The 19,580-nt window shown below is 74.2% G+C and carries 2 protein-coding genes; both read right to left on the reverse strand.

The window, feature by feature from the left end:
* Positions 1 to 52: 52 nt before the first annotated feature.
* Positions 53 to 2,746, reverse strand: coding sequence for a right-handed parallel beta-helix repeat-containing protein (locus OG519_RS31810; protein ID WP_405591323.1), 2,694 nt, complete (start codon positions 2,744 to 2,746; stop codon positions 53 to 55).
* Positions 2,743 to 19,488, reverse strand: coding sequence for a hypothetical protein (locus OG519_RS31815; protein WP_405591326.1), 16,746 nt, complete (start codon positions 19,486 to 19,488; stop codon positions 2,743 to 2,745). Before OG519_RS31815 ends, OG519_RS31810 begins: the two co-directional genes overlap by 4 nt.
* Positions 19,489 to 19,580 lie beyond the last annotated feature (92 nt).

A 19,580-nucleotide genomic window follows, 5' to 3' on the forward strand; every position in this document is an offset into this window, starting at 1 on the left:
GGGGGCGGTGCTGGTCGGCGGTCGGCAGTGGGTGGTGCTGGTCGGCGGTGGCTCAGGGCCAGTCGGGAAGGTCCTGCGGGCGCAGCGTGATCAGGTCGTCCTCCTCCGGCGCCGTCATCTCCGCCACCCGGTAGGCCTGCCGCTCGGTCATCGCCTGGAAGGTCTGCCGGGCGGAGCGGCCGTTGCCGAACCGCTCGCCGCGGGGCATCGCCTCGAAGTACGCGGTGAGCGCCTCGTGGGCCGGATCGGTCAGCCGGTACTGGTGCCGCTCGGCGTGGTGCTCGACGATGCTCACCAACTCCGGTGTGACGTAGTCCTCGAACTGGAGGGTGCGGCTGAAGCGGGACGCCAGACCGGGGTTGGAGTCGATGAAGTGCTCCATCTCGTCCGGGTAGCCGGCCACGATCACCACCACCGAGTCGCGGTGGTCCTCCATCAGCTTCACCAGGGTGGCGATCGCCTCGTGCCCGAAGTCGTTCGACCCGGCCGCCGGGGTCAGCGAGTACGCCTCGTCGATGAAGAGAACGCCGCCCATCGCCTCTTCGAAGACCCGCTGGGTCTTCGGCCCGGTGTGGCCGACGTACTCACCGACCAGCGAGGAGCGGTCGGCCTCCACCAGGTGGCCGCGGCTCAGCAGGCCGACCGCGGTGAGGATACGGCCGTAGAGCCTGGCCACCGTGGTCTTGCCGGTGCCGGGGTTGCCGGCGAAGACCAGGTGCCGGCTCAGCGGCGGCGCGGCCAGGCCGGCCTCCTCCCGGCGGCGGACCATCTGCATCAGCTTGACCAGCGACGCGACATCGTGCTTGACCCGCTCCAGGCCCACCAGCAGGCCGAGTTCGGCGAGCAGGTCGTCCAGGTTCTCCTCCTGCACGACCACCTCGCCGCCGCCGTCCCGCTCGGCGTCGGGTGCCGCGGCGGCCGGGGTGCCGTGCGGGCCGGCCGCCGCGGGCCGCGCCGCGCCGGCGGGCGGCTGGCCGGCCGGGGCGGCACGGTCCGGCCACACCGCGGACTTGACCCGCTGGGAGACGCAGCCCTCCACCGTCGGCAGCGCCCCCTCGTCCACGCTGAAGTCCTCGGCGGTGTCCTGGACCAGGAGGCGCCGCAGCACCGGCCGGGCGTCGGCGGCGACATGGACCGCGGGGTAGTCCGTACCGGACAGCACACAGTCCTCGTACGTACCCCGCCCGTGCTCGGCGACGAACAGGCCGTTCTTACCGCTGCCCTTGACGGTGGTCCGCGCCACGGTCGGGTCGCCGTCGCGGGCCACGACGATGCCGGAGCCCTCGGTGTCGCTCACCGCGCACTCGCGCAGCCGCGGTGTCGCCTTCTCGGCGACGACGATGCCGGCCGTGCCCGCGCCGGTCACCCGGCAGTCGGTGAACTCGGGGGAGGCGTCCGCGCCGCAGGTGAGACCGGCCCGTTCGACCGCGAAGATCCGGGTGTCCTGGATCCGCACCTGGCCGAGGGACTGCGCGGTGACGCCGTTGCGGCCGCGGCGTACGGTCAGACCGCCCACGGTGGCGGTCGCGTAACCGTCCAGGTGCAGCCCGGACAGGCCGCAGTCCGCGACCCAGCAGTCCTCCGCCGTCAGCCGGCCGCGCTCGGCGACCCCGATGCCGTGCTCCGGAGTGCCCTCGACCCGCAGCGCGGTGAGTTCGGCGATCGCCTCGCCCGCGACGTGGACGGCGCTGAAGGCGGAGTCCCGCACCACCGTGCCGGTCACCCGCACCTCGGCCCGTTCGGCGACCAGGATGCCGTTGCCGGCCGCGCCGCGCACCGTGCTGCCGGAGACGACGACCTTGGCGGAGCCGCGCACCACCACCCCGGAGGCGCCCGACTCGGTGATCCGGCAGTCGACCAGTTCCATCCGCGCGGCGCCGTCCACCGCGACGCCGGCCCCCGCGCTGTCCCGGACACCGCACTCGGAGACCAGCACGTCACCCGAACCGGCGGCCAGGATCCCCACCGAACCGGCGCCCGACACCTCGCCGCCGGTGATCAGCACACCGCCGCCGTCGGCCTCGTCCTCGCCGCGGGGCGAACTGCCCAGCACCCGGACCGCCTCGGCCGCCGCGTCCTTGACCCGGCAGCCGTCGAGCACCACGCCCGCCCGCTCCTCCACCAGCAGCCCGTTGCGGCCGGGCGCCGCGATCTCGCAGCGGCGGATCTCGGCCCGCGCCTCACCGCGCACCCGGATGCCCGAGCCGTTGACGGCCCGGACGGTCGAGTCGGTGAGGTGCGCCCGCGCCGCGCCGGCCAGCACCACCCCGGTGCCCTCGATGTTCTCCACGAGCCCGTCGGTCATCCAGACGGTCCCGGTGGTGTCGGCGTGCACACCGGCGAGTTCGGCGTCCCGCACCACACTGCGGGTCATCCGCAGCGAGGCCGAGCGGACGACCTCCAGCCGGCCGCCCGCGATGTCGCAGTCCTGGAGTTCGGCGGTGCCCGCGATGACCAGCACCAGGGGGCGGGAGCGGTCCGCGCCCAGCACGGTGACACCGTTCAGCGTGGCGGAGGTGGACAGTTCGAGCGCCGCGAGGCCCGGGGTCACCGGCACGATCCGCACCGTACCCGGGCCGTCCTCGGCCACCAGGGAGACCTGCCGGTCGATCAGCAGCCGCTCCTGGTAGTCGCCGGGAGCGATCCGTATCTCGTCGCCGTTGACCGCCGCGCGCACCGCGTCCGTGATGGTGCGGAAGGCGCCGCGCCGAGCGCCGGGTTGAACACGATGTACGGCGGTGGTCACCCTGCCGTTCCTTCCGTCGCGATGCCGGACGCTCGTGAGTCCACGAACCCGGGATTGGTGGTGTAGGGGCCGGCCGCGCGGCCCTGCTCCAGGCGCTGCGCACCGCGGATGTACCGGCTGTCCACCCCGCCCGGGTAGAGGATCTCGCGCCGCTCCGGGTGCGGGGCGGCGAGGTCGAGCGTCTCGTTGACGTCCACGCCCCCGGGCGCCGCGATGTCGTACCGCCAACCGTATCGGCCCAGTACAGCGGCCTCGGCGCCGCCCTCCGCGGCGGGCGCCTGCGCGCGCAGCCACTGGATGTCACGGGACGCGGTGAGCCAGGCGCTGCCGGGGCTGCCGCCGTCCCGCACGTGCGCCGCGACATGGACCAGTTCGTCACCGCAGGGCCGCAGACCGGCGCCGAAGACCACGTCGGGTGCGGCGGACCCGGCGGGAGCGAAGACGTAGAGGTCGTCGTTGTCGCCGCGCCATCGCAGGCCGGCGCTCCAGGGGGCCGCGTCCAGTGCGGCGACGAGCCGGGCGCGGGCCGCGTCGGCGGCGAGCCGTGGCTGCGCGGCGAGATCCGCCGTGCCGACGACGGTCTCGGCCGCGCTCGCGGTCCCGGCCGTCCCCTTCGGCTCGGCCGGGGCGAGCGGCCGGAGCGAACGCAGGGTCAGCGGGGTCGCGGCCACCGGCTCGGCCGAGCCGGCCACCCGCCAGTGCCACTCGCCGATGCCCTGTCCCGAGGCGGGCGGCGCGTAGACACCGCGCAGGCCGAGCGCGGGGAACTCGACGGCGTACGACGAGGTGCCGGGGGTCGGGCCGTTGTGGCCCCACATGGTCCACAAGGGATGCCGGGCGATGGGCGCCGGATACCGCTCCCGGACGGTGGCGAAGGAGTCGGCGGCAGGCTCGGGGCGCGCGGGCTCCGCGAACGGTCGCGGTTCGCCGACGCGTTGGGGCTGGACGAGCGGCGCCGGTGCCGGCGTTCGCACGTCCTCGCCGTCGGACTCCGGCTCCGCCTCCTCGCGGATGGTGGGCAGCGGCGGCCGGCTGCTGGGCGGAAGCACGATCTCCTCCTGCTCCTCCTGATTCTTCCGCTCCTGCCGGGGGACGACGGGCGCCGCGGCGTCCAGGGCCTCGTCGGTGGCGCGGACCGTCTCCGGATTTACGACCTTGTCCGTGGCCAGGACCTCTTCCGTCGCCGTGTCCTCGGGCGTCTGAGCCGGCTCCGGCGGCAGGAAGGTGTGACCGGGGGCAGCGGCGTGGTGCCCGGTGATCTCGGCGACGGGGACGGAGATGCCGAACGGGACGACGCCCGCGGCCTGCCGGCTCTCGTCGCCGTGGTGGAAGGCGAAGGTGAACTTGACGCTGCCGTCGAAGTGTTCGAGCGGCGTCGGGATCTTGGCGTTGCTGAACGTCCGCCCGCCGGTGGACTGTTCGCTGCGGGTCCGCCGCCGCTGACCGCCGCCGAAGGTGGCCGCGGCCCCCAGCTTGCTGTGGACCGCGCTCGCCAGCGCGCCGAGCTGGGCGAGCAGGTAGACCTGCCGCGAATGCAGGGCGCGCCGGCTGAACTGGGAGGAGTTCTCGGTCGCCAGCGCCACCTCGGCCTTCGGCTCGGCCCGCAGATGGGTGAGACCGACCACTTCGGCCTTCGCCGAGACCCACGCCCGCCGGCCGTTCAGCCAGAAGGGTTCGCTGGTCAGCTCCTCGCCCCGGGTCATCCGCGGCAGACCGGCCATCAGGCGGTCCTTGGGGAACGCCGCCATGACGAGATCGCCGCGCCGTTCACCGCCGCTGGTGACGCCGGTCCACCCGCCGCCGTACGCCTTGCGCCCCTCGGCGTCGAGCAGGCTGCGCAGCGACCCCACGTCGGGCAGGTCGCGGACGAGCTGCCCGCCGGACATGCCCTGCCGCCAGATCGACTCCGGCGGCCGCGGGATCGCGACGCCGTCGGCCGGGTCCGCGCTCGCGGCCGGCCGGGGACGCGGGGTACGCGGCTGCGAGGCGTCGAAGCGCGCTTCCGCGTCCGTGGCGACCTTGACCGCGTCGGCGCTCTCCACGAGGGCCTGGAAGCCGATCTCGGCGTCGCCGAAGACGCGCTTGCGGACGCCGAACGCCCTCCTGGTCATCGCCGGGTACGCGGTCGCCGCGCCGGCCCGGGCCTGCTTGGCCGCGATGGCCGCCCGGATCCGGTCGAACTGGTCCTGGAGCGCGGTGTCGAGCTCCCGCCGCGGCTCGACCGCTTCCGCCGACCCGGGGCCGGGGCGCCGGTCGAGCGCGGTACGGAGGGCGTCGATCCGCCGCCGGGCCGCGCGGGCCTCCGGCGCCACCCGCTGGTCGACCGCCTGCCCGAACGGCCGCCACGGGGCCCGGAACTCGAAGTGCAGCCGGGCCACGCCGTCGAAGACACTGCCGGGCACCTTGGACTTGGTCCCCGCCGCGGTACGGGTCGCGGTGACCGTCTCCGCGATGTTCTCGACCTGCGTGGTGTGGGCGACGGTGGCGCCGGCGAAGACCTCGGCCGGCAGGCCGCCGAGCGGGTCGGAGGTGCCGACCACGGTCAGGCTGGTGGCGGTGGCGACCACTTGGGGACCGCCCAGGTCCTGCTCCGTCCGGCCGCCGCCGGCCACGCCGACGGTGGCCGTGTTGAACTCGGTCGCCTTGGTGTTGGCGCTGTGCGCCATCTTCCGGACGCTCGCGCTGATGATCACCTGCCGGCCGTCGACCCGGACGGTCCACGGCTGGCCCGCCATCATCGGCCTGAGGCGGCGCTGGAACTCGGCGGCCGGCAGCCGGTCCTTGAGCTTCAGCCGCGCCTTCCGCCATGCCCGGTCCGATCCGAAGACCCCGGGGCCCGAGGGATCGAGCTGCCGGAGTACGGACTCCACGATGTCCCGCGGCTGCGTGGCCGTGTCCGCGGCCGTCTCCCGGTCCGCGGCCGTCTCCCGGTCCGCGGCCGTCTCCCGGTCCGAGGCCGCGGCCGTAGTCGTAGCCGCCGTCGGCCGTACGGTGGACACGGCGTGCGCCGGGAGCACGTCGAGCACGATGTCACTGGCCCCCAGGACCAGGGCCTCCTCGATCCGGCTCGGCGGCCGGTAGCGCTGCTCGGGGCGGGGGACCAGCCGGGTCGTGGGATCGACCGGCAGATCGCGGACCGGGAAGGCGAACCGTCCTTCGGTGCCGACGGTGAGCGTCCGGGTCCTGCCGAGGCCCGGCACCGCGCGGGAGACCCGCACCTCGACGGTGTAGGTGATCCGGCCCTTGAACAGCGCGGCCGGCTCGACCGTCTTGTTCTTGGCCACCACACCGGTGCGGAGGTCGAGCGTGCGCCCCTTGAGGGTGTCGTAGTGGCGCAGCCCGGTCAGGTTCACCGCGGTGTGCGGGGCCTTCAGCACCAACCGCTGCCACGTGGTGCGACGCGAGGTGCTCTCCCGCGAACTGCTCACCGCGGCGCCCGACTCGGTGCCCTGCTCGAACTCGAAGTTCTTCTCGACCCGCAGATACTCGGTCATCTCGGCCGCCGCCGCGGTGATCCGGATGTCGGCGGTCACCTGGCCGGCCGTGAAGGTGCTTCCCCACGTCTGCCCGGCGGTCAGGCCGGCCGTCTTCGGCTGTGTCACGGCCCCGTCGAAGAACAGGCCGAGGTCGCTCTCGACCTGGTCCCACCGGTCGCCGAAGGCGCCGGAGAGCTCTTCCTTGAGCGCCTTGACCACGGCCGCCTGGTCGGAGATCTCCAGGACGACGTCGCCGGTGCCGATCCGTTTGCCGCCGCTCACCCGCTCCGGCGGCTGGAACTCCAGGGGGGCGGCGGTCTTCGGCGTGGGGGTGGCCTCAGCGGCGGGTATGAGGGCGGCGGGGACGGAGGCGGCGGCGGGGGCCGGCCGGGTGAAGACCTGCGGGCCGGCCGCGTCCTCGCCGACCTGGTAGTCCCGCGTGTGGGACTTCGGGAAGGCCACCACGAAGCGGATCTCGGTCCGGCCGCTCCTGGCCGCCTTGTCCCCCGGTCGTCCCAGGGTCGCCGCGACAGCGACCCGGGCGATGTAGGCCACCATCTGCTCGGGGAATTTGGCGCTCGCCACACTGCCGGTGCCGCCGGACACCCCGGCGCCCGAGCGCTCCCGATGGGCCATGGCCGCACCGGGCGCGTGCAGTCCGAGCGTGATGCCGTCGGTCAGATCGGGCTGCACGCCGCCCTGAAGCCACTCGCCGTGGGTGACGGCCGAGTTCAGCCGGCCGGCCGCGTCGTCCGTCACGTCGCTGAGGAGGTTGACCTCCGCGCCGTCGAGCGTGCGCAGGAACTCCAGCGACTCCAGCCGCGCGGTCAGGGCCAGTTGGGCATCGGTGTGCAGCGGTGTCGGGAGCGGGGCGCTGCGGGCGGTGGTGTTCCTGGTCATCGGGGGCAGCGTCGCAGCCAGTTGCTCACGGGTCGCCATGTCCTGCGCGGCCGGGCGCAGTTCGGCCCAGTCGGAGCCGAAGTAGCCGCTGCCGAGGCTGTCCACCAGGGCGCTGAGCCGCTGTGTGGCCGGTCGGCCTGCCTCCTGTTCCTCACCGGTGAGCACGTCGTAGACCACCGTGTGCGCCGGCAGCCCCGCCCAGACCTGGTCGGTGGGGCGCCAGGCGATGTCCCCGGCCTCGACCGGGGTGGCCGCCATCCGCTTGGGTCCCGCGGGCCGCTCGGCGGCGGAGAAGACCGCCGCCGCCGCAACCGGTCGTGCCTCGGCGGCGTCCACGAGCACCTGGAACCCGACCTTCGCCCTGGCTTCTCGCACCGGCCGGCCGGCGCCGTCGGCGGTGGCGGGCGCGCCGCCCCCGACCGCGTCGCTCGCCCCGACGGGCCCCGTCGTGGTGGCCGGAGCCGTGACCGGCGCCGTGACCGGAGCCAGGGTCGTACCGACCGTGCGGCGGTGGGTGAAGACGAGCGTCGCCACGCCGTCGAAGACCACCCCGGGCACCTTCGTCTTGACCGCGGTGCCGGTACGGACCGACTCCTGGCGGACGGCGAGCCCTTCCCTGTCGTACTCACCCTGCACGGCGCCGGTGATGCTGCCGGGCCCCGCGCCGAGGTCGGCGCTCTGCGCGGTCACCGCGGCGCGGACCGACCGGTCGGCGCTCTGGCCGTGCGCGAAGACCCGGGTGATGTCGGAGCCGGTGTTGAACTCCGTCCGGCCGGTGTTCCGGCGGTGCGTCATCGAGGCGACCTCTGCGGTGACCAGCAGGGTCCCCGCGTCCCCGCCCAGGTCGATCTCCAGGACCTCGCCCGCGGTGAGGCCCTTCAGTTCGAACTGGAGCACGTCGAGGGACCCGAGGCGGCTCAGCACCACCTTCCTGATCCGCTTCCAGTCGGCGCCGAAGGCGAGGCGGCCGAACGCGGCGAGCGAGGCCGGGTCGGCGGGGTCGCCGAGCAGCGCCGAGCTGAGCCGGCCCGCCGTGCGCTCGCCCCGGGCGTCCACCAGGAAGAGGTCCCGGACGGTGTCGGAGCCGCCGAGCGCGAGGGTCTGCTCGACCCGGAGCGGGGGCCGGAAGTGCTGCTGTCCTGCCAGGTCGGGCAGCGCGCCGGACTCGGCGGCGGCGCTGGCGACCGGGATCCGCAGCGGCAGCCGCAGCCGGGTGCCGCGCGCGCCGTCACCGGCGCCGGCCGGCTCGAAGCGCGCGCCGAGCCTGCCGCGGACCTTGGCGAAGTCGAACTCCAGCTGGATCTCGGCGCCGACCTTCAGCGCCGGCTCGGCGGTCTTGGTCCGGCTGAACATCCGGCCGCCGCTCGCGACGCGACGGGAGTCGGCCCACATCCAGTTGCCGGACAACTGCCCGGTCAGGTCGGTGTGTTCGGCGGCCTTGCCCTTGACGAGGAGGCCGGCGGTGACGCCGGAACGCCTCTCCCGCTGGAATCCGCCGCGGCTGAAGGACTCGCTTCCGTCCTCGAACTCCAGGGAGTCCAGGGTGGCGCCGTGCTCGACCAGGCCGGCGCCGACCACCTTGGCGGACACCTCGACCTCGCCGGTCCAGCCGCCGACGTCCATGGTGAGGGTGCGGACCTCGCCGCGGGTCATCGCCGACAGGGCCGGCCAGATCTCGGTGGCCACCTCCGGCCCCCACTCCGCGCGCAGCCGCTCGCGCTGGCCGGCACCGAGCACGCCGGCGAGGCCGCCCACGAGATCGTCGGTGAGGGTCTGCGCGCTGTGCCGGGACGGCAGGATGCGGTCGGCGGCGCTGAGCTGGCCGGTGTGCGTCATCCGGGCGGGCGGCGGCGGCAGCAGCGACTCGACGGTGAGGGGCTCGGGCGCGCGCTCCGGCGGCGCGGGCCGGACGCGGTCGAGCGAGCGGCTGCCCTCCGCCACCGTCCCCGGCGCGGGCTCGCCGTTCGGCTGGGGGCCGCGCGGGTCGGCGCCGAGGCTGCCGGGGGCGCCGGCCGGGGCTGTCTCCCGTGTCGCCGCCGGGTGGTCGAGGTCGCCGATGACGGCCCGCAGGAGGTGCAGGTGGCGGTCGCGCAGGCCGCCGTGGGCCAGCCCGGCGGGGGCGGCGCGGTGGAAGTCGCCCATCAGGCTGCCGGTGACGGCCGGGCGCTGCGGCGCGGTGGCGTCCCGGTACTCGTCGCGCAGCCCGAGCTGGTGGCCTATCTCATGGGCGAGTTCCTGCGACGACGCCCGCGACGACCAGGTGTGCTGCGCGGAGTGCGTCCCCGGACCCTGGACGTTCACGGCCAGATGGGCGTGGTCCGCCGATCCGGCGCGCTCCACGGTGACGTGCAGCAGGTCGCCGCCGGGCAGCCGGTGCCCGGGCGCGTTGAAGACCCGCGCCACACCGTCCTCGGTCCGGCGCCACAGGGCGTCGAGGTCCCCCGCCGAGAGCCCTTCGCCGCCGGTGAGGTGCACCCGTACGGTCAGGTCGGTGATCGTCTCCCCGCGCGCCTCGAAACGGCGGGCGTCGAAGGCGGAGCTGACCACGTAGCGGGGGGCGGTGCGCCGCGGGCCGGGACCGTGGGGGAGCGATACGGGGTCGACCCACCGGTGCTCGCGGCTGACGGGTTCCGCGGCCGCGCGGGCCGCCCGCCACCGCGGGTCGGCCGCGCCGAGCGGGGGCTCGGTGGAGGTACGGTCCGGGCTGCCATCGGGGCCGGCGTGGGCGTCGGCCGATGCCGACCGGGTCATGTGCTGAGGGGCCGAGGGCGGGACGGCCGCCGGCTGAGCAGGGGCCGCCGCTTGCGCCGGCTCGTCGGCAGCGGGGGCGGTCTCCGCCTCTGCCTCCGTCCTGGCCCGCTTCTCGGCCTCCAGCTTGGCCCGTGCCGCCTTTTCGGGGTTCAGCAGCCGCTTGGCCTGCTTCTCCGCCTTCTGCGCCTGCTTGGCGAGCGCCGCGGCGGAGAGCTTCTTCGGGCCGGCGACCGTCGCGGTGGAGGGGCCCGCCTCCTGCGAGCCGTTGGCGCCGGAAGCCTTCTGGCTCTTGGCGGACGGGTCGTTCGTCCGGAGCCGGGCGAGTTTGTCGTCGATGTCGCTCAACTTGCCGCGGTGCTCGTCGAGCAGCTTCTCCGCGAGCCTCGCCCGGTCGCCGTCGGAGACCTCGAGGAATTTCTCGGTGCGTTCCACGGCCTTCCGGGCGGCGCCCTGGGCACGCTCGTAGGCGCGGACGGCGTCCTTGAGGCCGCGGTTGGTGACCCTGGTGACGCCGTTGTCGACGGTGGTGCCGTTGGCGAGCGCCTTGTCGCCCTCCCGCACCGCGTCGGCGGCCCGGTCCGCCATCCGCGCGGCGGTGAACGCCACCGGGTCCAGGCTGCCGTCGGGCAGATAGCGACCGTCGCCGTGCGGATTGTGCACCGTCAGCGGTTCGAACCGGGTGGTGCCGAGGGGACGTACGCCCGGCGGCATCGGCCGGGGGTCGACGGGGAGACCTGAGCCGAACTTCGCCTCCGGCCGGTAGAGGCTGGAGACGAGATCCGCCAGGGCGGTCCGCGCGCTGTCGGCCGCCGCGGTGTCGGTCGCGTCGGCGAGCGCGGCGCCGAGCCGCAGGGCGTGTTCCTCGAACGGGCCGCCGATCCGGAGGACTTCACGGACCACGGACAGGGAGAGCCCCTCGACGAACTGGTCCCCGAAGAAGACCTCCTGCTCGAACTCGACCGTGGCCTTCTTCGCCGCGCCGGTACGGCCCGGGTAGGTGTTCACCCAGTGCCGCTTGGTGCCGGGATCGCCGACCCCCTTGCCGTAGGCGGTGGTTCGCACCACGGTGTCCCCGGCGGCCGCGGTCCCGTCGGCCTGGGGAGCCTGCCCGCCCTCTGCCGCCTTCGCGGTCCCGTCGGCCCCCTCGGACCCGGCGTCGAGCTTCTGGACCGGCGCTCTCAGCTCCCGCATCGCCGGGCGGTCCAGGGGTTCGAGCTGGTCGTGCAGCGACACCCAGCCGTCGTAGCGCCCCAGCAGCTTGGCGTCGAAGACGAGGGTGGTCGGCCCGTAACGGGTCAGCATCGGCTTGTCGTTCGCCTCGACGCGGAAGAAGGCGAAGTCGTCGTTGCCCAGGTTGCTGGTGTTGGCGTCGCTGCTCTTGCCCGAGGCCAGGAACTTCGCGTCCCGGCGGGCCAGGTCGCCCTGGGACGAGAGCACCCCGGAGTTGGCGATCGCGTGATATGCGGGGGTGGAGTGCTTGATGCGGTACGGCAGCGACTGAAGGGAGTCCACGAGGGTCCGGTAGCGCTCGTCGCGGGTCAGCACCGGATCGATCTCGTCGTGCAGCCGGGTGATGTTCTGCTGGGAGAGGTCGCGGACGAAGTCGGTGCGCTCCTCCTTCGGCAGCGTTCCCGGTCGGCGCGCCTCGGTGAGGTTCCACTGGCTGCCGGTGGGCACGTCGGCGTAGGCGTTGTCGCTGCGGTAGCGCTGCACCCGCCGCGTCACCAGCTTCTTCAGGTCGGCGTTGAGCCCCAGAGCGGGCACCGGGTGCTCCGCCTTGTCCGCGGCCCGGTCCAGCACCCCGGGGTTCTCCAGCAGCCAGTCGGCGGTGCCGACCAGCGGGCCGTAGTCGTTGCGCAGCGTGTAGAGGCCGCCGTACGGGGTCGCGTCCTTGACATGGCCCCTGAGGGCGGTGTCCAACCTGTCGCGGATGGCCCGGAGTTCGTCGGCCTCGGTCGGCGAGAGCGGGTGTCCGGCCGCCCGCGGGCCGAGCAACGTGCCGAGTTTTGCCCGCAGTTCGGAGCCGAAGGCGACGATCTCGTGGCCCTGCCAGATGACCTGGTGCACGGTGGCGGGCGGGAATCCGGCCGTCCTGGCCGCGGTGTCCAGCCGGGCGGCGCGGTCCAGGATCCGCTCCGCCAGATCGGGCTTGTCGCCCCTGGTCAGCAGATCGGCGAACTGGTGCAGGTCGGCCTGTGCCAACTCGTCGGTGTCGACGGTGACATCGTGCAGGACGCGCTGCCGGTGCTCCATCCCCTTCCACTCGGACCAGGACAGTCCGGCAGCCGCCTCGCCGCCGTCGTGCTGCTTCCACTCGCCCTCGACGGTGCCGCTGTCGGTCTTCACCGGCGGCGCCCAGCGCAGCCGCACCGGCTCGGCCGCGGCCGTGGTCCCTGCCGTCGGCGCACGGGGCGAGACGCCCTCGGAGTGGGTGGCGGCGCCGGACGCGGCGGCCGGCGGCGGGCCCTCGAACGCCTTGGCCTCCCTGGTCAGGGCGCCCAGCCACCGGGACGGGTCGAGACCGCTGAGCAGGTTCTGGATCTGCCCGCGCTGCCAGAGCACGTCGCCCGGCAGCTTCTGCCAGGACCAGAGCGCCTTCTCCTCGGCGAGCTGGGCGGCGTCGTGCCTGGTGAGGTGCTCGGCGATGACGGCGCCGGTCAGCTCGTGGTGCTTGCCGAGGCCGTCGACGCGCCGGGCGAGGTCCGCGGCCCCGGTGACGCCGCGCAGCACCGCCACGTCCTGCTCGGCCTGGAGCTTGGCGGCGTAGAAGGCCAGTTGGAGGTGGAGGCCGCCCTTGTCGGCCCGCATCGTGTCGGCCTTCTCCAGCTCGAACCGCTCCAGTCGCGCCAGCCGTTCCTCCGCGTTCCGCAGGTGGATGCCGGTGGTGAAGGACCACTCGTGCCCCGGGGTGAACCGGACCGGCCGGTGCTGGAAGCGGTGGAGCGACGTCTCGGCGGCGTTGTGCAGGCCGGAATGGTTCTCCTGGCTGAGGAACTCCCAGCCGTTGTCGCCGCGCCACATGATGTTGGTGGTCTCGGGGATGGCACCGGGGTCGGGGCTCTGGTACTCGCCGTCGCCGAACCAGTCGGTGGGACGGCGCTCCAGCCGGAACCGCTCCGCGTCCGCCAGGTTGCTGGTGGGGGACTGGTAGTGCCAGGCGGTGAAGCCGTCGGCGTCCCGCCCCGCGGTCACGGTGAAGGCGCAGCCGTTCATCGCTCCGGTGAAGACGAAGTCGGGGTTGAAGTCGCCGCCGCGCCCGAAGGGGATCACCCGGTGGCCCACGGTGGCCTCCGGGTTGGCCGTCTTGCCCTGGAAGTACGGCACGTAGTGCGCCGCGATGTACTCCTCGTCGGCGCCGACGGCGGGCAGCTCCCGGTCGCCGAGGATGCCCCGCAGTTCCGTGTCGTGGGCGAACTCGTGGGCGTACTTCTCCACCGCCGGGGTCAGCACGAAGGCCGCGTGTTCCCCGGCGCCGGCCTCCTCGGCCGTCCTGGTCAGCGAGAACCAGTGCCGGTCCTGCCGGTCCACCCAGCGCAGGAAGGCCCCGTAGTCCAGGTCGGCCCCGGGGGTGCGGGCGCGCATGCCCTCGTCCATCCGGAGCAGGATCTGGTGCTCGGCGAGGAACTCCTTCGGCGCCGCGGTGAAACCGCCGACCGCCACCGCGGAGTCGGTCTGCGGCCGGGGCGCGCGCGGCGACACGGCGGTACCGGTCAGGCCCGTACCACTGACGTGGGCGTCGTGGCGGGTGTGCGGGGCGATTCCCGGCACCTCGTCCGCCGCGCGGCCGCCCGCACCGTGGACCGGCACAGCGTGGCCGGCCTCGCCGATGTGGGTGTGCAGCAGGTCGAGGTAGCGGCCGCGCAGGCCGCCCTGCGCCAGCCCGTCGGGGGCGGGGAGGTGGTAGTCGCCCATCAGGCTGCCGTCGATCTCGGGGCGGTGCGGGGCCGTCGGGTCCCGGTACTCGTCGCGCAGACCGAGCTGATGGCCGAGCTCGTGCGCCAGATCCTGGTCGGTGGCGTCCACCGACCAGTGGTGCTGGTTCATCGGCGTCCTGGGACCGCCGACGGTGACCCGCACGTGGGCGCCCGCGCCCACGCCCCTGTTCAGGTCACCGGCGTCCGACAGCTTCGCGCCGTCGGCCGCGGCCACCGTGTCGGCCCGCTCCAGCGTCACATGCAGCAGATCACCGCCCGCCAACCGGTGACCGGGGGCGTTGAAGACCCGGTCGATCCCGGCGGCGGCCCGGTCCCACACCGTGTCCACCTCGTGCGAGGTGACGCCGGCCGCGCCGACCAGATCCACCCGGACCGTCAGATCGGTCACCATGGCGCCGCCGACCTCGAACCGGCGGACGTCGAACGCCGAGTGCACCTCGTACCGCGGCGCGTGCGCGCCCGGCCCCATCGGATGCGACACCGGGTCGACCCACCGGTGCTCCCGGGGCGCCGGGGTCGCCCCGGCCCGCAGCTCACCCCAGCGCGGATCGCGGTCGACGGCCGCCCGCCCGGGCGCCGCGCCGTCGTGGATGACGACGGAAGGTGATCCGCCGTGGACCTCCGGGTGCGTCGACACCGTCTCGGACGGCACGTCATGCACCGAGGAGTGCCCCGACCCACCTTCGGGCAGGTGCTCGTCCCCGGCCCTGGCCGCCAGCAGCTCGTCCCTGTCCAGCGCGGTCGGTACGGGATGCGCGGCCACGTCGAAGGTGGCGGCCGGCGCCGTGGGCGCCGGGCGCTCCTTCGGCGCTTCGAGCCGCAGCTCATGAGAGCCCGGCTCGGAGATCCGCGGCGGCGGGGTCTGCGCGCCGCTCCTGTCCCCGGCCGTGGCCTCGGCGCGGCCGGGCGGGGTGTGCGGGGAGTCGGGCAGCGTAAGGTCGCCCGCCTCGTCGCCGCCGCGCCCGGGGCCAATGTCCCCGGGCAGCGGGGGGTCGTCGTCGCGGAAGTGCGGCAGCGGATGCGCGCCCATGTCCGGCAGGGAGTCGAAGAAGCGCTCCAACTCCTCGAAGGTGTGGGAGCTTTGGCCCGTCCCGCCGGCGTGCGCCGCGGTGGTCACCTCAAGGCCCCGGTCGACGATCCGGTCCAGGTGCCCGGCGGCCTCCGGCCGGTCGACGCCCTTGCCCAGCTCGGCGACGAGCGACGCCTTCTTCTCCGCCGTGCTGAGCGAGGCGTCGAGCTCGCGCTCCAGACCGTCCAGTTCGACCCGAACCCGATCCGCCGCGTCGAAGCGGCCGGTCAGCAGGTGCCCGGTCCGCTCCTCGCGCAGCGTGTCGATCCGCTCGCGGTAGTCCCGCACCCGCTCAAGGCGGAGCTGTTCCTGGTGGTTCAGATGCGCGTCGAGCTGCTGGTGGACGGCGGCCAGCTCCTCCACCGTCCCGGCCTCGCGGGCCTGCTGGTGCAGTTCGGCCACCCGGAGGTCGCCACCGTCGCGGTGCAGCGCGTCCAGCCGGGCGGCCAGGTCGTCGGCGTCGGCGGCGTGCGCGCCGTCCGCCGGGCCGCCGACGTGGTCGGGGTCCGTACCGGGGGCCCGCAGGCCGTCCAGCCGGGCGGCGAGTTCCCGCTCGTCGGTGTGGACGGGTTCGAAGGACCCGCCGCCGAGGTGGTCGTCGCCCGGTCCCGAGCCGCGCAGGGCGTCGAGACGCTCCTGGAGGGCCTTCTCCTCCCGGTAGGCGTGCAGATTCTCCAGCGCGTGGCCGGCGTCGGCCTCGGTGGGGGCGTCGTCGACCAGCCGGCGCAGTTCGGTCTCGTGCGCGTCGGGGGCGCCGTGCAGGGCGTCGAGACGCTCGTGGAGGCCGGGGGAGGGGGTGCCGGCGTGGTCCGAGGCGTCGGAGATCCGGGCGGTGTCGGAGGTGCCGACGCGGTCGGACCTGAGACGGTCCAGCCGGTCGGCCAGGTCGCGCTGTTCGCGGAAGTCGTGCAGCGCCCGGAGCGCCTTGTCACCCTCCTCGGGGCTGCCGGCCGCGGCGACCCGTCCGCTCAGCGCGGCCTCCTCGTCGCCCAGGTGGCTGCCGAGGGCGTCCAGCCGGTCCCGGAGCGCGTTGTCCGCCAGCAGGCCGCCGAGCTCCTCGCGCAGCCGTACGTAGTCGCCCGGTCCCTTGGCGCTGTTCAGGTCGCCGAGCACCCGCCGCAGTTCGGTGTCGAACGCCCGCGGTGCGTCCTTGCCGGTCAGCACCTCGGCCGGCACATGGCGTTCGACGAAGGCGGTGTAGTCGCGCAGCGCGGCGTTCTGGAGGTCCATGTCGCCGGTGCGGCGGGCGTCGTGGACCGCGTCGACCTTGAGCTGCCAGTCGTGGCGGGCCACGCCCAGCTCGCCGAGCCGGTCGAATCCCTGGTCGAGGTGGGCCTCGAAAGCGTCGAACCGCTGGTTGAGCGTGGCGATCTCGACCCGGTCGCGGAACTCGGCGTACCGGCGGGTGACCCCGGTCCAGTCGCCGGCCCTGGCGGCCTCGTCGATGCCCTCGGTGTGCGGCGAGCGGTCCGCGCGGGACATGCCCGCGTCCTTCGCGATGCCGTCGAGCCGGTCCACGTACCAGTCGGCGACCCGGGAGATCCCGGCGGCCGGCGCGTCGGTCGGCGCCGAGGGAGCGGTCTCGATGAGGGACCGCTCCGGCGTGTGGGTGGGCGCCGACAACTTCCCAAGGGTGTCGAACCGCACCCGCTCGTCGGCGCCGAGGGAGCCGGTCGCGTCTCCGTCGTGCCCGGCGGTCGACAGCGGCGTCCCGGTCAGGGACCGCTCGCCCGTGCCGGTCGGCGCGGACAGTTTGGCCAGCTTGTCGAGGCTCGCCTGCTCGCCGGAGGTGGCGGCGTGCGCCGCGTCCCCGTCGTGCCCGGCCGAGGAGGCCAGGCCGGAACCCGGCTTGGTCTTCGGCGTCGCCAGACCGTCCAGCCGGGCCCGGATGGCGTCCACGTCCATGTGCAGCCTGGCCAGGTCCTGACGGGCCGCGTCGACGCCCAGTCCCGCCTGGTGGGCGTCGAGCTTCGCGGCGGCCTGGTCGACCGTCTCCGAGGGCTTCTCCATGCCGCCGCCGAGGTCGTGCAGGGCGCTCTCCGCGCGCGTGGCCTCGCTCGTGGCCATCTCGTACTTGTTCCAGGCGGACAACCGCTCCGCGCCGATCCGGCCGCCGACCCCGCCGGTGACGGCCTCGAACCTGCTGCGCGGCGGGCGGGCGGCGCCCGAGGCGCCGGGGTGCGCCTGCGGCCGCGGACCGGGCCGCAGGGCGACATGGTCCGGTGTGACGGCGACGGCCACCGCCTCGGCGGCGCCCCCGGGTTCGCGTACCGCCGGGGCGGCCGATCCGGCGGTGTCGCCGGTGCCGTCGCGCCGCCCCGCGAGGTCGAGCCGGTCATGGGCCGAAACGCCGAACTGGTCGCCGCGCACGCTGGTGGAGTGCGCACCGGGCCCTTCGGCGAACCGCCCGGCGTCGCCGCCCAGGGCGCCGCCGTGCTCGGCGAGGTCGGCGCCGCCGGTGAACGTGCCTGCCGTGCCCGAGAGTTCGTCCGCGCCGTGCGCGGGCGCGGTGGTGGTCGCGTTCGAGGTGACATGCGGGGTCACGGTGGACGGTGTCGCCGACGCCGACGCCGAAGACGACGGCGTCGGCGTCGGCGTCGCGTCACGGACCGCGGTGGGCGGCGGGGCCGAGGTGAGGGTCTGCCCGCTGGCCGCCTTGGCGTCCGAGGTGCCGAGCACGGCGTGCGCCTCGGGTGCGACGACGACCTGGTGGCCGGCGCCGTTGGTGAGCGACATGGTCTGGAAGTTCATGTGCAGCGCGGTCGGCTCGCCCGCCTGGGCGCCCACGTGCATCGTGATGCCGTCCGGTGTCATCCGCACCACGTTGACATCGCCGTCCACGATGCTCTTCAGCTCGGATATGCCGAGGGCGTGGAAGTCCGCGGCGTGCCCGGCCGCGCCGCGGATCCCGGACATGCTGTCGCTGATCGCGGTGTGCAGCCCGGTTGCGCTTCCCGTCAGGTCCACCCGGCCGCCGTGCGGACTCGCGCCCCCGAGATGCGAGGTGGCGGAACCGACGTTCACACCGGTGGTGTCGAAGGAGCCGATGTGCGTCGCGGAGATGTGGCCCGCGCCGAAGTGGGTGGCCGACGGCTCGAGCAGGCCGGCGGCCGTGCGGTCGAAGCCGGTAGCGTGGTCGAAGGCGGTGAGGTGGTCCACCGCGCTCGCCCCCGCGCCGACGTTCGACATGGCGTGGCTCAGCGACGAGGGGGTGACTCCGGCGCCCAGGTGGATCGACTGGACGCTGGACAGGTTGTGCAGACCGCCCACGTTCACACCGGTGTTGAGGCCGTGCAGCGAACCGAGGCCGGGGGTGCCGGCGTTGTGCAGGCCCGGCAGCCCGGTACCGGACAGGCCGCTGAAGGCGCTGTGGTCCAGCCCGCCGAAGCCGGCCGTCCCGCCGCTCCCGGTGTGGGCGCCGAAGTGCTCCCCGGCGAGGGCACCGACGTGCAGCCCGCCGCCGACGACCGGCTGCGCCAGGTGCGCCCATGGGGTGCTCAGCCGGGTGCCCAGGCCCACCTTGATCGCGGCCCGCGCGCCGATGCCGAGTTCGAAGAAGTCGAGCGGCAGCGTCGCGCTGACCACGAAGCGGCTGCCGAAGCTCATCGCGTAGACACCGATCTTGCCCAGCGAGCTGGTGGTGCCGATGGTGGCGAGCCGGAAGTCGTTGCGGAAGGTGGTGCCGATCAGCTTCAGCGCGCCCAGCGTGACCTTGCCCGCGTTGAGGGCGATGTTGCCGATGGCGGTCAGCCCGCGGATGACAAGTCCGGGCAGCGACGTCACGCCGCTGAACACGCTTCTGAAGCTGCCGGGGTCGGTGAAGAAGTGGGTGACGCCGCGGCCGATGTCGCTGAGCCCCTCGCCTGCCATCTTGGGCAGGTTCTTGAGGGTGTTGAAGAGCCCCTTGGACAACTGGCCCACGTTCAGGCCCTTGGTGGAGGGGAAGAGCACGCCGATCACGGCCAGCACCAGGTCCAGCACGCTCGCCTTGCCCTCGGCGAACTCCACCGCCGTCTTGATCAGCAGCGCCACGTTCACCGCCAGGGCGATCAGCCCGACCCAGCCGCCGAAGATCGCGCCCAGGATCGCCAGGATGATGGCGAGGATGCCGAGCGCCTGGAGGAAGAGCTGCCAGCCGCTGATCGGCTGCTGGATCATGTGGGACGCTTCGGAGAGCTTGTTGGCATACGTGCTCGCGGCGGCGCCGTACGCCTCCCGGGCCTCGCTCACCTGGGTCTTGAGCGGTTCCAGCTTCGGGTCGTCCTTCGGCAGCCCCTGGGCCGCGGCCAGCGCCTGGTCCGCCTTGGCCTGCGCCTCCCGCACCGCGTTGAGGTAGTCGAGGGTGGCCGGCGCCGAGACGCCGAAGGAGTCGCCGACGGAGGCGATGAACTTCTTCAGATGCCCGTCGATCTTCTTGCGCACCGCTTCCGCGGTCTTGCCGATGAAGCTGTCCGTCGACTGGTTGAGCACCCGGTCCAGGCCCGAGTTGACCTCGCCCGCCAGGTCGCCCAGGCCCGACATCTGGTCGTGCACGGACTGAAGGACGTCGAGATCACCCGGTGTGGGATCTCCGTGCAGCCCGAGGGGGCTCCAGTCGCCTGGCCGTGCCATGTATCCCCTCCGAGGGTGATCCGTACCGACTACATCATCTACGAGACCGGGGGCCGAATGGTTCACCGCCCCCCACGGTTTAGCATCGCCCA

Source organism: Streptomyces sp. NBC_01190 (genome assembly GCF_045039895.1).
Lineage (GTDB): Bacteria > Actinomycetota > Actinomycetes > Streptomycetales > Streptomycetaceae > Actinacidiphila.

Excerpts from the sequence above, each read along its gene's own strand:
- OG519_RS31815 (WP_405591326.1), bottom strand. The coding sequence starts at position 19,488 with ATGGCACGGCCAGGCGACTGGAGCCCCCTCGGGCTGCACGGAGATCCC.